General features: G+C 69.5%; 20 protein-coding genes and 4 tRNA genes. 1 reads left to right on the top strand and 23 read right to left on the bottom strand.

The genetic code is table 11. The features are described 5' to 3' along the window. Positions 1-9 precede the first annotated feature (9 nt). The 23 genes from rplP to rplM all read right to left on the bottom strand — a co-directional run bounded on the left by rplP (position 10) and on the right by rplM (position 13,863). Positions 10-423: a 50S ribosomal protein L16 gene (gene rplP / locus VF139_03005; protein ID HEX6850351.1), complete on the bottom strand. Its 414-nt coding sequence runs from the start codon at positions 421-423 to the stop codon at positions 10-12. 30 nt (positions 424-453) lie between these two features. Next, positions 454-1,107 (bottom strand): 30S ribosomal protein S3, encoded by a 654-nt coding sequence (gene rpsC, locus VF139_03010; protein ID HEX6850352.1) that lies wholly within the window; start codon positions 1,105-1,107, stop codon positions 454-456. 2 nt (positions 1,108-1,109) lie between these two features. After that, entirely contained in the window at positions 1,110-1,484 is a 375-nt protein-coding gene (gene rplV, locus VF139_03015; GenBank protein HEX6850353.1) for a 50S ribosomal protein L22, read from the bottom strand. A gap of 11 nt (positions 1,485-1,495) precedes the next feature. Then, positions 1,496-1,783, bottom strand: a complete 288-nt coding sequence (gene rpsS, locus VF139_03020) for a 30S ribosomal protein S19 (protein ID HEX6850354.1) — start codon at positions 1,781-1,783, stop codon at positions 1,496-1,498. Positions 1,784-1,795: 12 nt separating this feature from the next. Beyond that, positions 1,796-2,620: a 50S ribosomal protein L2 gene (gene rplB, locus VF139_03025; GenBank protein HEX6850355.1), complete on the bottom strand. Its 825-nt coding sequence runs from the start codon at positions 2,618-2,620 to the stop codon at positions 1,796-1,798. Positions 2,621-2,636: 16 nt separating this feature from the next. Beyond that, a complete protein-coding gene (gene rplW, locus VF139_03030) occupies positions 2,637-2,939 on the bottom strand; it encodes a 50S ribosomal protein L23 (protein HEX6850356.1) in 303 nt (100 codons plus the stop codon). Then, positions 2,936-3,562, bottom strand: a complete 627-nt coding sequence (gene rplD / locus VF139_03035) for a 50S ribosomal protein L4 (protein HEX6850357.1) — start codon at positions 3,560-3,562, stop codon at positions 2,936-2,938. Before rplD ends, rplW begins: the two co-directional genes overlap by 4 nt. Before the next feature lie 14 nt (positions 3,563-3,576). Then, positions 3,577-4,224 carry a 50S ribosomal protein L3 gene (gene rplC / locus VF139_03040; GenBank protein HEX6850358.1) on the bottom strand — a complete coding sequence of 216 codons (648 nt, stop codon included), beginning with the start codon at positions 4,222-4,224 and terminating at the stop codon, positions 3,577-3,579. A gap of 7 nt (positions 4,225-4,231) precedes the next feature. After that, positions 4,232-4,558 carry a 30S ribosomal protein S10 gene (gene rpsJ / locus VF139_03045; protein ID HEX6850359.1) on the bottom strand — a complete coding sequence of 109 codons (327 nt, stop codon included), beginning with the start codon at positions 4,556-4,558 and terminating at the stop codon, positions 4,232-4,234. A gap of 97 nt (positions 4,559-4,655) precedes the next feature. Then, the gene (gene tuf, locus VF139_03050) at positions 4,656-5,843 is read right to left on the bottom strand and encodes an elongation factor Tu (GenBank protein ID HEX6850360.1); all 1,188 of its coding nucleotides are present in this window, start codon (positions 5,841-5,843) and stop codon (positions 4,656-4,658) included. An 87-nt stretch (positions 5,844-5,930) separates the two neighbouring features. Then, positions 5,931-6,006 (bottom strand) — tRNA-Thr (locus VF139_03055). Positions 6,007-6,036: 30 nt separating this feature from the next. Beyond that, positions 6,037-6,112: transfer RNA gene (locus VF139_03060), tRNA-Gly, on the bottom strand. 19 nt (positions 6,113-6,131) lie between these two features. After that, positions 6,132-6,214, bottom strand: a tRNA-Tyr gene (locus VF139_03065). Positions 6,215-6,290: 76 nt separating this feature from the next. Then, positions 6,291-6,365, bottom strand: a tRNA-Thr gene (locus VF139_03070). Positions 6,366-6,429: 64 nt separating this feature from the next. After that, positions 6,430-7,197: a 23S rRNA (guanosine(2251)-2'-O)-methyltransferase RlmB gene (gene rlmB, locus VF139_03075; GenBank protein HEX6850361.1), complete on the bottom strand. Its 768-nt coding sequence runs from the start codon at positions 7,195-7,197 to the stop codon at positions 6,430-6,432. Beyond that, positions 7,194-8,684: a glutamate--tRNA ligase gene (gene gltX / locus VF139_03080; GenBank protein HEX6850362.1), complete on the bottom strand. Its 1,491-nt coding sequence runs from the start codon at positions 8,682-8,684 to the stop codon at positions 7,194-7,196. The genes rlmB and gltX overlap by 4 nt, the downstream gene beginning before the upstream one ends. Beyond that, the gene (gene ispD, locus VF139_03085) at positions 8,681-9,853 is read right to left on the bottom strand and encodes a 2-C-methyl-D-erythritol 4-phosphate cytidylyltransferase (protein HEX6850363.1); all 1,173 of its coding nucleotides are present in this window, start codon (positions 9,851-9,853) and stop codon (positions 8,681-8,683) included. Before ispD ends, gltX begins: the two co-directional genes overlap by 4 nt. Next, positions 9,853-10,413: a ribosome recycling factor gene (gene frr / locus VF139_03090; GenBank protein HEX6850364.1), complete on the bottom strand. Its 561-nt coding sequence runs from the start codon at positions 10,411-10,413 to the stop codon at positions 9,853-9,855. The genes ispD and frr overlap by 1 nt, the downstream gene beginning before the upstream one ends. 4 nt (positions 10,414-10,417) lie before the next feature. Beyond that, positions 10,418-11,143 carry a UMP kinase gene (gene pyrH, locus VF139_03095; protein HEX6850365.1) on the bottom strand — a complete coding sequence of 242 codons (726 nt, stop codon included), beginning with the start codon at positions 11,141-11,143 and terminating at the stop codon, positions 10,418-10,420. Positions 11,144-11,157: 14 nt separating this feature from the next. Then, positions 11,158-12,009 (bottom strand): translation elongation factor Ts, encoded by an 852-nt coding sequence (gene tsf / locus VF139_03100; GenBank protein HEX6850366.1) that lies wholly within the window; start codon positions 12,007-12,009, stop codon positions 11,158-11,160. A 109-nt stretch (positions 12,010-12,118) separates the two neighbouring features. Then, the gene (gene rpsB / locus VF139_03105; protein HEX6850367.1) at positions 12,119-12,982 is read right to left on the bottom strand and encodes a 30S ribosomal protein S2; all 864 of its coding nucleotides are present in this window, start codon (positions 12,980-12,982) and stop codon (positions 12,119-12,121) included. A 10-nt stretch (positions 12,983-12,992) separates the two neighbouring features. After that, positions 12,993-13,391, bottom strand: coding sequence for a 30S ribosomal protein S9 (gene rpsI / locus VF139_03110; protein HEX6850368.1), 399 nt, complete (start codon positions 13,389-13,391; stop codon positions 12,993-12,995). 25 nt (positions 13,392-13,416) lie between these two features. Further along, positions 13,417-13,863 carry a 50S ribosomal protein L13 gene (rplM, locus tag VF139_03115; GenBank protein ID HEX6850369.1) on the bottom strand — a complete coding sequence of 149 codons (447 nt, stop codon included), beginning with the start codon at positions 13,861-13,863 and terminating at the stop codon, positions 13,417-13,419. A 118-nt stretch (positions 13,864-13,981) separates the two neighbouring features. Between rplM and VF139_03120 the strand changes: the two genes are divergently transcribed. Beyond that, positions 13,982-14,265, top strand: a 284-nt coding sequence (locus tag VF139_03120; GenBank protein ID HEX6850370.1) for a class I SAM-dependent methyltransferase, incomplete at its 3' end; no start/stop codon positions are given.

Genomic DNA, 14,265 nt, shown 5'->3' on the forward strand with positions numbered 1-14,265 from the left:
GCTCCCGTCCTAGTTCGGCTGCCGGATGACGAACTTCGTCTTCACCGGCAGCTTGTGGGCGGCCAGGCGCATGGCCTCGCGGGCCGTCGTCTCGTCCACCCCTTCCATCTCGAAGAGGATGCGGCCGGGCTTGACGACCGCGACCCACGCTTCCGGCGCGCCCTTCCCCTTCCCCATGCGGGTTTCCGCGGGCTTCTTGGTGATCGGCTTGTCCGGGAACAGGCGGACCCAGATCTTCCCGCCGCGCTTGACGAAACGCGTGATGGCCACGCGCGACGCCTCGATCTGGCGCGCGGTGATCCAGCCGTCCTCGAGCGTCTTCAGCGCGAACTGCCCGAAGCTCACCGAGCTGCCGGTGACGGCCTTGCCGCTGCGCCGGCCGCGCTGCTGCTTCCTGAACTTGACCTTGCCTGGCATCAACATGACGAATCCCTCGCGGAGCTCTTCCCGCCGCTAGCGGCGGGCGTCCTCGGCGACGCGGATCTCGCGCGACTCGCCGCGGTAGATCCAGACCTTCACGCCGATGACCCCGTACGTGGTGCGGGCCTCGGCGAACCCGTAGTCGATCTCCGCGCGCAGCGTGTGCAGCGGGAGCCGGCCCTCGAGATACCACTCGGCCCGCGCGATCTCGGCGCCGGCGAGCCGCCCGCTCGTGCGGACCTTGATGCCCTTGGCGCCGAACCGCTGCGCCGACTCGACGGCCTTGCGCATCGCGCGGCGGAACGCCACGCGCTTGGCGAGCTGCATGGCGATCGCCTCGCCGACGAGCTGGGCGTCGATCTCGGGCTTGTCGATCTCGAGGATGTTGATGAACACGTCGCGCTGGGTGCGCTTGCGGATCTCCTCCTTGAGGCGATCCACCTCGGCGCCCTTGCGGCCGATGATGATCCCGGGCCGCGACGTGAGGATGTTGACCTTGAGCTTGTTCGCGGCGCGCTCGATCTCGATCGCCGAAACGCCGGCGTGACCGAGCTTCTTCTTGAGCTCGTCGCGCAGCTTCAGATCCTCGTGAAGCAGCTCGGCGTACTTCTTCTCGGCGTACCACCGGGAGCGCCACGTCTTGTTGAAGCCGATCCGGAAACCGTACGGGTGGACCTTCTGTCCCACGACTACCTCCGCGACCCGGCGGCCCGGCGGGGCGCCGCGCCCTCGACCAGATCGAGGGCGATGGACACGTGACAGGTCTTCTTCAGGATGCGGTAGATGCGGCCCATCGAGCGGGCACGGGCGCGCTTGACGGGCGGGCCCTCGTCCACGGTGGCCTTCTTGACCACGAGGAGATCGACGTCGAGCTTGGCGTCCTTCTGCTGGGCGTTGGCCACCGCGGACTTCAGGAGCTTCTCGAGGTCCTTCGAGACCATCTTCGGCGTGTGCCGGAGGATGGCGAGCGCCTCCCCCGCGTTCTTGCCTCGGATGAGGTCCACGACCAGACGCGTCTTCTGCGCGGAGACGCCGAGATAGCGGAGCTTGGCCGTCGCGATCACGTCCGCCTCCGTCACTTCGCGGCCGCGGCGGTCTTGTCGCCCTTGGAACCGTGACCCTTGAAGGTCCGGGTCGGGGCGAACTCGCCGAGCTTGTGGCCGACCATGTTCTCGGTCACGTAGACCGGGATGAACTTCTTGCCGTTGTGCACCGCGAGGGTGTGGCCGACCATGTCGGGAAGCACCGTCGAGCGCCGGGACCAGGTCTTGACGACCTTCTTCTCGAACTTCTTGTTGAGGTCCTCGACCTTCTTGCGAAGGTGGCCGTCCACGAAGGGGCCCTTGGATACCGAACGTGCCATCGTCGCCCCCCCTTACTTGCTGCGGCGACGGACGATGAACACGTCCGTACGCGGATTGTTGCGGGTCTTCTTGCCCTTGGTGGGAACGCCCCAGGGCGTGCAGGACGGACGGCCGCCCGACGTGCGGCCCTCGCCGCCTCCGTGCGGGTGGTCGACGGGGTTCATGGCGACGCCGCGGACGGTGGGCCTCCAGCCTTTCCAGCGATTGCGGCCGGCCTTGCCGACGCTTTCGTTCTCGTGCTCGAGGTTCCCGATCTGGCCGATCGTCGCCCAGCACTCCTCGTCGACCTTGCGGGTCTCGCCCGACGGGAGCCGGACGAGGGCCCAGCCGCCCTCGCGGGCCATCAGCTGCGCGGAGGCGCCGGCCGAGCGCGCGAGCTGACCGCCCTTGAAGCGCTTGAGCTCGACGTTGTGGATCGTCGTGCCGAAGGGGATCGCCTTCAACGGGAGGGCGTTGCCCACCACGATGTCGGCGTCCGGCGACGCGAGGACCTTCTGGCCCTCGGCGAGTCCGTCCGGAGCGAGGATGTAACGGCGCTCCCCGTCGGCGTAGACCAGGAGCGCGATGTTCGCGCTGCGGTTCGGATCGTATTCGATCGACTCGACGCGGGCGGGAATCCCGTGTTTGTCGCGGCGGAAGTCGATCACCCGGTAACGGCGCTTGTGGCCGCCGCCGCGGTGCCGGACCGACAGCCAGCCGCGGTTGTCGCGCCCGCCGGTGCGGTCCTTCTTCTCGAGGAGCGGCTTGTGGGGCGCGTTCGTCGTCGAGGTCGTGGTGATGACCTCGGTACGGAACCGCACCCCGGGGCTCGTCGGATTGAATTTCTTCAACGGCATGATGGACTCCCGAGGCCTAACTGGCCTCGAAGAACTCGATTTCCTTGGAGCCGGGAGCCAGCCGCACCCAGGCCTTCTTCCAGTCGGGCGACTTTCCCTGCCAGCGGCCCTGGCGCTTGACCTTGCCGCGCACGACGCTGGTCCGGACCTCGGCGACCTTGACGCCATCGAAGAGCGCCTCGATCGCGCGCGCGATCTCGATCTTGTTGGCCCGCCGATCGGCCTTGAAGCAGTAACGGCCGTCCTTCTCCCGGAGGAGCGTCGACTTCTCGGTCACCAGCGGCTGCCGGATCACCCAGTGGGGGCTCTGTGCGCTCACGCCAGCACCTCCGCCAGCCGCCGGAGCGCCGGCTCCGAAACGATCACGGTGTCGTGGTCGAGGACGTCGACGATCGACATCCCCAGCGCGCGGACGACGCGCAGGCGCGGGTTGTTGCGCGCCGCGAGGCCGAGGTTCCGCTCGTCGTCGAGCGAGACCAGGAGCGCCTTCTTCTCGACGCCGAGCCCCTTCGCGAGGGTCGCCTCGAACGCCTTCGTCTTCGGGGTGTCGACCTCGAGGGTCTCGACGCAGACGAGCTTGCCGTCGCGGAACTTCTGCGCGAGGGCGGACTTGATCGCGTTGAGGCGCATCGCCTTGGGGAAGTCCCACGTGTAGTCGCGGGGGACCGGACCCTGGATCGTGCCGCCGTGCCGCCACAGCGGCGAGCGGTTGTCGCCCATGCGCGCGCGGCCGGTGTGCTTCTGCTTCCAGAGCTTCTTGGTGCCGCCCGAGACCTCGATGCGGTTCTTGGTCTTGTGCGTTCCCGCGCGGCCGCCGGCGCGATACGCGCAGACCGCCTCGTAGATGAGGTGCTGCTTGAGCGGATAGGCGAGCACCGCGTCGTCGATCTCGACGGTGCGCACCTGCTGGTTCTTCCAGTTCTTGACGGGGACCTGAGCCATCCTTCGCCTCCCGCCTACTTCGCCGACGGCGTCGCGCCCGGCGACACCTGCACGAGGACGTTGGCGCCCACCGCGCCGGGGACCGCCCCCCGGACCAGCAGCAGGTTCTTCTCCGCGTCGACGCGGACCACCTTGAGGTTCTTGACGGTGATGCGGGCGGCGCCGAGGTGCCCCGGGCCGCGCATGCCCTTGAACACGCGCGACGGGAACGCCGAGGCGCCGATCGAGCCGGGGGCGCGGTGGAACATCGAGCCGTGGCTGTTCGCGCCGCCGCGGAAGTTGTGCCGTTTCATCGCGCCCTGGAAGCCCTTGCCCTTGCTGACGCCGATCACGTCCACGCGATCGACGCCGTTGAAGATGTCCACGAGCACGCGGTCGCCGGGCTTGGGGTCCGAGCCCTCGACGAGACGGAACTCCCGGCGCAGGCGCGTCGGGGGAACACCCGCCTTCTCGTGGTGCCCGCGCTGGGGCTTGTTCGCCCGCTTCGCGGCGTTGGGGTCGACGAAGCCGAGCTGCACCGACTCGTAGCCGTCGGTCCCGGTCGTCTTGCGCTGCACGACGACGCAGGGCCCCGCCTCGATCACGGTCACGGGGGTCACCGTGCCGTCCTCGGCGAAGACCTGGGTCATGCCCACTTTCCTTCCGATCAAGCCGTTGGTCATGACCGCCTCACTGCTGCGAAGGCCCGAACGCCTTGATCTCGACGTCCACGCCCGCCGGGAGGTCCAGCTTCATCAGCGCGTCCACCGTCTCGGGCGTGGGCTGCAGGATGTCGAGCAACCGCTTGTGCGTGCGGATCTCGAACTGCTCCCGCGACTTCTTGTCCACGTGCGGCGACCGCAGCACCGTCCAGCGGTTCCGGACCGTGGGGAGCGGGATCGGTCCCGCGACCCGCGCCCCGGTCCTCTTGGCCGTGTCCACGATCTCGCTCGTGGACTGGTCGAGGATCCTGTGGTCGTATGCCTTGAGCCGGATTCTGATCTTCTCGTTCACCATCGTCATCCCGGCCCCCGAGTCGCCCCGGGGGATGAACCGTGGGGTCCGCCGCGTCCCCGCACCTCGCGGGCAGCCGGCAAACCCGCCGCGGCCGGCCCTACTCGAGGATCTCGGTGACGGTGCCCGCACCCACCGTGCGGCCACCCTCGCGGATCGCGAAACGAAGCCCCTTGTCCATCGCGATCGGCGTGTGCAGCGTCACTTCCAGCGTCACGTTGTCCCCGGGCATCACCATCTCCACACCCGAAGGCAGCGTCGCCGAACCCGTCACGTCCGTCGTCCGGAAGAAAAACTGCGGACGGTATCCCGAGAAAAACGGCGTGTGACGGCCGCCCTCCTCCTTCGTCAACACGTAAACCTCGCCCTTGAACTTCAGGTGAGGCGTGATCGTCTTCGGCTTCGCGATCACCTGGCCGCGCTCCACGTCGTCCTTCCCCGTGCCGCGCAGCAGCAGTCCCACGTTGTCCCCGGCCTGACCCTGGTCCAAGAGCTTCTTGAACATCTCGACGCCGGTCACCACCGTCGTCTGCGTCGGCCGGATCCCCACGATCTCCACCGTGTCCCCGACCTTGATGACCCCCTGCTCCACGCGGCCCGTCACCACCGTCCCGCGGCCCGAAATCGAGAAGATGTCCTCGATCGGCATCAGGAAGTCCTTGTCCACGGCGCGCTGCGGCAGCGGAATGTACGCATCCACCGACTCCATCAGCTTCGCCACCGACTCCTCGCCCCCCGCATCCCCCTGCAGAGCCTTCAGCGCCGACACCCGGATCACCGGAATGTCGTCGCCCGGAAAGTCGTAGGACTTCAACAACTCCCGAACCTCCAGCTCCACGAGGTCCAGAAGCTCCGGGTCGTCCACCGCGTCCACCTTGTTCAGCGCCACCACGATCGCAGGAACGCCCACCTGGCGAGCCAGAAGGATGTGCTCCCGCGTCTGCGGCATCGGACCGTCCGCCGCCGAAACCACCAGGATCGCGCCGTCCATCTGCGCAGCACCCGTGATCATGTTCTTGATGTAGTCGGCATGGCCCGGGCAGTCCACGTGCGCGTAGTGACGGTTCGCCGTCTCGTACTCCACGTGCGACGCGTTGATCGTGATCCCCCGAGCCTTCTCCTCCGGAGCGTTGTCGATCGAGTCGAACGAACGCACCGCAACCTTCGGATTCCGCTTCCCGAGGGTCATCGTGATCGCCGCCGTCAACGACGTCTTCCCGTGATCCACGTGGCCGATCGTTCCCACGTTCACGTGCGGCTTCGTCCGATCGAATTTCTCCTTGGCCATGCCGTGCTCCTCTCCCTCGCCCGTGCTTTGCCCGGTCCCGTCTCCGGGATGCTTCGACCCGCCTCGACTGCCGCGTCCGTAGCGTCGTGGAGCCCATGACCGGACTTGAACCGGTGACCTCTTCCTTACCAAGGAAGTGCTCTACCGACTGAGCTACATGGGCCCGCGCCGCGCCTTCCGAACCCCTATCTTTTGGAGCGGGAAACGGGACTCGAACCCGCGACCCTCAGCTTGGAAGGCTGATGCTCTACCAGCTGAGCTATTCCCGCTCAATCCTCACTAATCCGGTGGAGAGGGAAGGATTTGAACCTTCGAAGGCATAAGCCGGCAGATTTACAGTCTGCTCCCTTTGGCCACTCGGGCACCTCTCCGCACTCCGAACGAACCGCACCTCCGTCGGCGCGCCCTTCGACACCTCCCCGAAACGACCCTCGAGAGGGACGCCCGTGGAGCTGGCGAAGGGATTTGAACCCCCGACCCGCGGTTTACAAAACCGCCGCTCTACCTCTGAGCTACGCCAGCACGCTCGACAAACGCCGGAGGTTATCAGAGGGTCCGGGGCCTTTCAAGGCCTTGGCACGGTTTTTCATACGCGCCGGGCCCGGCGTCGCTGGCGGACGGCTTCGAAGAGGACGACCGCGACCGCGACGGAAACGTTGAGCGACTCGACCCCCGCTTCGAGAGGGATCGCCACACGGTGGTGGCAGGCGTCGAGGACGCCCCGACGAAGCCCCCGCTCCTCCCCACCGGCCACGACGACCACCCGGCCCGGGAGCTCGAGGGTGTCCCACGCGCTCGTTCCCCGCGCATCGAGCCCCAGCACGACGGCCCCGGCGGCGGCGAGATCCCGAAGCCGCGCGGGGATTCGGGAATCCCGCGCCACCGGAATCCGTTCCGCCATGCCGGCCGAGGCCTTGACCGCGACCGGCGTCAGCCCGACCGTCGCGTCGGTGCCGAGAAGCACGCCCCCGCATCCCGCGGCCGCGGCCGTTCGGAGCACGGCTCCGAGATTACGGGGGTCCTCCACTCCATCCAGCACGACGGCGCACCCGAACGGATCCGATGCCACGGCCCGGACGATCTGCTCCGGCGTCACGTAGGGGATCGGGGACACGACGGCCGCCACCCCCTGGTGAACCGCCTTCGCTCCGGCCTTCTTGGCGAGGACTTCCCTCGGCAGGTGGGAGATCGGAACCCCGGCGTCCCTGGCCGCGCGGAGCACCCGCCCGAGAGCCTGCGCCTGTCCGCCGCGCGCGACGAGGATCCGGTCGATCGTCCGCCGTCCGGAAGCCAACGCCTCCAGGACCGGATGGACCCCGTAGATCAGCTCGGCGGCATCCGCGTCGCGGGTCACGCGGTCGCGGCCCGCGCCCGGCGGACCCGCTCTCCCAGGCCGGGAACCAAGCCGGGAAGCAGACGAGCGCCGAGCGCGATGACCGGGACCAGCCGGTCGAGCTCGGGCCCGTGCAGGTCTCCGGTCAGCGCCGCGCGAACGGGGTGGAACAGGGCCTTCCCTTTGAGTCCGGTGGCCCCCTTCACACGCTCCCGTGCGGCTTGCCAGGACTCGGTCGTGTCGGGCTCCCCGGCGGCGAACTCGCCCTCGAGCGCCGCCAGGACGCCGGCCGAAGCCGGATCCAAAAGGACCGTCCTCGCCTCGTCGGTCAGGGGAAACGTCTCCGCGAGAAAGACGGCGGCACACCGCGGCACCACCTGATCGAAGTGGGCGATCGACGGCCGGACGAGCTCCGCGATCCCCTCGACCCAGCGATCGACCTGGTCCGCCGGCCCCCCGGGAAGGCGCCCGGCCGCCTGGAGTGCCTCCCGCACCTCGCGGACGAGCCGGTCGGCCGGGAAGGAGTGGACGTGTTGCCCGGAGATCCACGAGAGCTTCGCGGGATCGAAGACCGCCGGGGAGCGTCCGACGCGATCGAGCTCGAACTCCGCGACCATCTCGGCGACGGAGACGATCGTGCGGTCGCCGCTGGGGGACCAGCCCATGAGGGCGAGCGCGTTGAGCAACGCCTCGGGGGGGTACCCCATGCGCCGGAACTCGGCGACCGAGGTCGCTCCATGGCGCTTGCTCAGTCGCTCACCGTCGGCGCCGCGCACCATCGGAAGATGGGCGAAGTCCGGGAGCGCGCCGCCCAGCGCGCGGAACAGGAGGACCTGGCGGGGGGTGTTCGAGAGGTGGTCGTCGCCGCGCAGGACCAGGGTGATGCCCATGGCCAGGTCGTCCACGACGACGGCGAAGTTGTAGGTCGGTCGGCCGTCGCGGCGGACGAGGACGGGATCGCCGAGCTCGACCGCGGGAAAGGTCACCTCGCCGCGAAGCCGGTCCTGGAAGCGGATGACCAGGTCGGACGCGGTCGGCTTCGGGGGGATCGTCCGGAACCGGACCGCGTGCGGCTCCCCCGCGGCGGCCCGCCGGTCGGCGTCGGCACGATCGATCTCCCTGCACCGGCCGGAGTACCCCGCGTGCGACTTCCGGTCGGCCTCGAGCAGCTCCTCCGAACAGAAACAACGGTACGAGCGCCCGCCGGCGAGCAGGTGCTCGGTCGCCTTTCGGTAGTGATCGCCGCGCTCCGACTGGCGGTAGGGGCCGAACGGCCCTCCCCGGTCGGGGCCTTCGTCCCAGTCGAGGCCGAGCCATCGCAGGTCCTCGAAGATCCCGGCCTCGCTCCCCTCCTGCTCCCGCTCCGTGTCGGTATCCTCGATGCGCAGCACGAACGTTCCCCCGGTCCGTCGCGCGACGAGCCAGTTGAACAGCGCCGTGCGGGCGTTCCCCAGGTGAAGGGAGCCGGTCGGCGACGGCGCGAACCGGACCCGGGAGGACGAGCTCATGCGGACGCTCCTTCGGCGCGCAGCAAGGCGGCGGCCTGACAGGCGATGCCCTCGCCGCGACCGAGCGCGCCGAGTCCCTCGAGGGTCGTGGCCTTCAGGCCGACCCGGCCGGCTTCGATCCCGAACGCCGCGGCGACGGCGTCGCGCATGGCGGCCACGCGGGGACGGATCCTCGGGCGCTCGGCGAGCACGGTGAGATCGAGGTTCACGATGGAGAAACCCGCGCTACGCGCCGCGCGCGAGACCTCGGCGGCGAGCACCCGGCTGTCCGCCCCCGCGTAGCGCGGGTCGCCAGGCGGAAAAAACGCCCCGATGTCCGGGAGGCCCGCCGCCCCGAGGACCGCGTCCATCGCGGCGTGCAGCACGACGTCGGCGTCCGAGTGGCCGTCGAGCCCGACTTCGCCGGGGAACTCGACCCCCCCCAGGACGAGGCGGCGCCCCGCGCCGAATCGATGGACGTCGAACCCGGTCCCCACGCGAAGCTCCCCCGGGCGGGCTCCCCCGAGCGAGGCTCGCGCGAAGGCGAGGTCCTCCGGCGTCGTGATCTTGGTGTTGCCGGGATCGCCGTCGACCAGCGCCACCGGCCGGCCGGCGCGCTCGAGGGCCTGCGCCTCGTCGGTCACCTCGATCCCCTCCCGTTCCGCGCGGGCGAGCGCCTCCGCGAGCCAGTCCATCCTGCTCCCTTGCGGCGTCTGGGCGAGGCGCAGCGGCCCCCGATCGACCGTGCGGGCGACGAATCCCAGCCCGTCGTCCTGCTTGACGGTGTCGCGGACGGGGACGACGGGAATCGCGGCGCCGTGCGCGAGCGTCGCGGCGAGCACGCGGTCGACGACGGCGGCGGACACGAGCGCCCGGGCCGCGTCGTGCACGAGGACGTGTTCGAAGGCGTGGAGCGCCGCGAGGCCGGAGGCGACCGAGCGGGCGCGCGACGTGCCGCCGGCGACGACGTCGACGACGCCGGAAAGGGAGCGCAAGGCACTCGCGCGCGCCCCGCCGAGATCCTCCGGGGCGACGACGACGACGACGCCCCCGATTCCGGGGCGGGCCGAGAGCGCCTCGATCGACCGCTCGACGAGCGTGCGCCCCCCGAGGTCGAGGAACTGCTTCGGCACGCCGCCCCCGAAGCGCGTCGCGCGCCCCGCGGCGACGACGAGGCCGGCGGCGGCCATCAGACCTCCAGGATTTCCTTTTCCTTGTTCTTGACGAGACCGTCCACGTCCGCGCAGAACTTGTCGGTCTTCTTCTGGATCTCCTCGAGCGCGCGCCGTCCGTCGTCCTGGCTGACCTCGCCGTCCTTCTCCAGCTTCTTGATCGCCTCGTTGGCGTCGCGACGAACCTGGCGGATGGCGGTCTTCGCGTCCTCCCCCAGGCCGTGGACCTTCTTCGCGAGCTGCTTGCGCCGCTCCTCGGTGAGCGCGGGGATCGGGATGCGCACGAGCTTGCCGTCGTTGGCGGGGTTGAGGCCGAGATCCGCGGCGAGGATCGCCTTTTCGATCGCGCCGACCGTCGACGGGTCGAACGGCTGCGCGACCACCATCGTCGGCTCCGGGATCGACAGCTTCGCGACCTGGTTCAGCGGCGTGGGCGTCCCGTAGTAGTCCACGCTGACCCCGTCGAACATCGCGAGGGAAGCGCGGCCGGTGCGCACGGCGGCGAGCTTGTGGCGCGCGTCCTGGAGGGAGGCGGCCATCTTCTTGTCGGTGTCGGCGAGAATCTCTTTGTCGGACATCGCGTCACTCTCCCACGACCGAGCCGATGGTCTCGCCCAGCACGATGCGGCGGATGTTCCCCTCGGTGCGGATGTTGAATACGACGATCGGCAGCTTGTTGTCCATGCAAAGCGAGATCGCGGTCGTGTCCATGACCTTGAGGCCCCGCTCGAGGGCCTCGAGGTAACCCACGCGGGGAAGGTGCACCGCATCCTTGTGTTTCATCGGGTCGGCGGTGTAGATGCCGTCGACCTTCGTGGCCTTGAGGAGGACCTCCGCCTTGATCTCCATCGCCCGGAGCGCCGCGGCGGTGTCGGTGGTGAAGTACGGGTTCCCCGTCCCCGCGGCGAAGACGATCACGCGCCCCTTCTCCAGGTGCCGAAGCGCGCGGCGCCGGATGAACGGCTCGGCGACCTGCCGGATCTCGATCGCGGAGAGGACGCGCGTGGGGACGTTGCGCGACTCCAGGGCGTCCTGGAGCGCCAGCGAGTTGATGAGCGTGGCAAGCATCCCCATGTGGTCCGCGCTCACGCGGTCCATCCCCGACGACGCGGCGCTCACCCCGCGGAAGATGTTCCCCCCGCCGACGACGAGCGCGAGCTCGACGCCGAGGGCGTGGATCTGGGCGATCTCGTCGGAGAGAACGCGGACGATCTCGCCGTCGATGCCGAAGTTCCCGCCGCCCATCAGGGCTTCGCCGGACAACTTCAGCAGGAGACGGCGGTAGCGCGGCTGGCCCGAGGGCGCCATCGTCCGCCCCGGCCTCAGGCGCTTTCGCCGAGGACGAAGCGGGCGAAGCGCCGGACGACCGCGCGATCGCCGAGGAACTGGGCGACCGTCTTGTCCGGGTCCTTCACGAACGGCTGCTCGAGCAGGCACGCCTCGCCGAAGTACTTCTCCATCCGCCCGGTGACGATCTTCTCGACGACCTGCGGGGGCTTGCCGGCCTTGAGGGCCTGCTCCCGGGCGATCTCCTTCTCGTCGTCGAGGACCTTCTGCGAGACCTCCTCGCGCCGGACGAAACGCGGAGCCGCCGCCGCGATGTGCATCGCGACGTCGCGCAGCGCCCCGGCCGCGTCGCCGTGGACCTCGGCCTCGATCATCACGCCGATCTTGGAGCCGGTGTGGAGGTACGTCGCGATCGCCGCGGGGCCGCCCGCGCGCGCATCGAAGCGCGCGAAACGCGGGATCTGCATGTTCTCGCCGATCTTGGCGACCGACTCGCCGATCCGCTGCCGCACGGTCTTCCCGGCGGCACCGTGGAGGGGCTGGTCGAGAAGCGCCTCGGCGGAGGCGGCCGGCTCGGCGTGCATCACGTGGTCGGCGATCTCGCTCACGAGCCCCTGGAAGTCGGCGCCGCGGGCGGCGAAGTCGGTTTCGCAGTTGACCTCGACGAGGATCCCGAGCCGTCCGTCGTCCGAGACGCGAGCCGCGATCACCCCTTCGCCGGTCGCGCGGCCCGCCTTGTTCGCCGCGGCGGCGAGGCCCTTCTTGCGCAGGATCTTCTCGGCCTCGGCGAGGTCGCCCTTGGCCTCCGTGAGCGCGGACTTGCACTCCATCATCCCGACCCCGGTCTTCTCCCGGAGCTGCTTCACGACGGATGCGGTGATCTCCATGACGGAACGGCTCCTTCGGGGATGGCGCGTCCTCCCCCCGACGTCAAAAAGCCCCGGCACGGCAGGTCGTGCCGCGCCGGGGCCGCAGGAAAACGGTCGAACGGCGCGATCAGTCGGCTGCGCCGGTATCCTCGGCCGGACGGGCGGCGGGACGCGGACGCCCCGTGCGCGCCGCCTGGGCCCGGAGCTTCTCGCGCCGCGCCTCGCGGGCGCGGATGCGATCGGCGATGTTCTGCGTCGAGCCGGCGCGCTTTTCCGCCTCGGCCTCGCGCTCGCGACGGACGGCCTCCCAGATGTTCCGACCGTCGAGGATCGTGTCCGCGAATCGGCCGGCGAACAGCTTGATGGCCCGGATCGCGTCGTCGTTCCCGGGAATGGGGAACTGGATCGGCTCCGGGTCGCAGTTCGTGTCGACGATCGCGACCACCGGGATGCCGAGCTTGTTCGCCTCGGCGATCGCGTTCTTCTCGCAGGCGGGGTCGACGACGAACAGCGCGGCCGGGAGCCCTTCCATCGTCTTCAGGCCCGAGAGGGTCTTCTCGAGCTTCTGGCGCTCCTTGTCGAGCCGCGACAGCTCCTTCTTGGTGACGCTCTTGTCGCGCTCGCCCTGCGCCATCTCCTCGAGGTCGCGCAGGCGGGCGAGGCTCTTCTTCACGGTGGCGAAGTTCGTCAAGGTCCCGCCGAGCCAGCGCTGATTGACGAAGTTCATCCCGCAGCGGACCGCCTCCTCGGCGATGACCTCCTGCGCCTGCCGCTTGGTGCCGACGAACAGCACGGTGCCGCCGTCCGAGGCGACCTCGTGGATGAACTGCAGCGCCTCGCGGGCCTTCTTGACGGTCTTCTGCAGGTCGATGATGTAGATGCCGTTGCGCGCGCCGAAGATGTAGGGCTTCATCTTCGGATTCCACCGGCGCGTCTGGTGGCCGAAGTGGACGCCGGCTTCGAGGAGCTCCTTCAGGCTGACCGAGACCAAGACCTGCCTCCTAACGCTTCGAGAACTGGAAGCGCTTGCGCGCGCCCGGACGTCCGTACTTCTTGCGCTCGACCTCGCGCGGGTCGCGCGTGAGGAAGCCGGCCTGCTTGAGGCGGGGCCGCAGCTCGGGGTTGAACTCGCACAACGCGCGCGCGATGCCGTGACGCAGGGCGCCCGCCTGCCCCGCGGGGCCGCCGCCGGCCACGCGCACGAGCACGTCGAACTTTTCCGCGGTCTCGGTGATCACCAGCGGCTGCCGGATGATCATCTTGAGCATCTCGTTCGGGAAGTACTCGTCGAAACCCTTCCCGTTGACCTCGATGCGGCCGCTGCCGGCCCGCAGGTACACGCGGGCCGCCGAAGTCTTGCGCCGCCCGGTGCCGTAGTACTGATTGCCCGCTTCGCTCAACGTCCTCGCTCCTGGTCCCAGATCGCTACGCGCGGACCGCGCCCGGGATCGGGAGCGGCTTGGGCTGCTGCGCCACGTGGGGGTGTTTGTCGCCGGCGTACACCTTGAGCTTGCGCCCCATCTGTCGGCCCAGGCTTCCGCGCGGCAGCATTCCCTTGATCGCAGACTCGAGCACGCGCTCGGGCTTGGAGGCGAGGAGCTTGCCGGCGGGAACCTCCTTGAGGCCTCCCGGGTACCCGGTGTGATGCCGGTACATCTTGTCCTGGTGCTTCGCCCCGGTCATGCGGACCTTCGCGGCGTTGACCACGATGACGTGATCGCCGGTGTCCATGTAAGGGACGAACTGCGGCTTGTGCTTGCCGCGGAGCCGGTCGGCGACGACGGTGGCGAGACGACCCAGCGTGAGGCCGGACGCGTCGACGATCCACCACGCGCGGGTGACATCGGCGGCCTTCGGAACGTACGTCTTCATGCAAACCCTTCCGCGGACGGGCCATGGACACGGAAATGCCCGGGACGAACGCGACTTTCTAGCACGCCCCCTCGCGGACCGTCAAGGGACCCCCCGCTCCGGCTGCTATAGTCGCGCCGTGTTGCCGTCCCCGGAAAGGCGCGATCCCGGACGCGTCCGTGCGATGTTCGGTGCGATCGCCAGGACCTACGACCTCCTGAACCGACTGCTCAGCCTGGGCTTCGACGTCCGGTGGCGACGCCTCGCCGTCCGGGAGATCGCCCTCGGCGGCTCCGGGCGCATCCTCGATCTGTGCGGAGGGACGGGCGACCTCTCGGTCGCGGCGGCCCGCGCCGAGCCGGGCGCGTCGGTGGTCTGCTGCGATTTCGCCCATCCGATGCTCTCGCGGGCGGCGCCGAAGTT

The sequence above is a fragment of the Candidatus Polarisedimenticolaceae bacterium genome (assembly GCA_036376135.1).
Classification (GTDB): domain Bacteria; phylum Acidobacteriota; class Polarisedimenticolia; order Polarisedimenticolales; family DASRJG01; genus DASVAW01.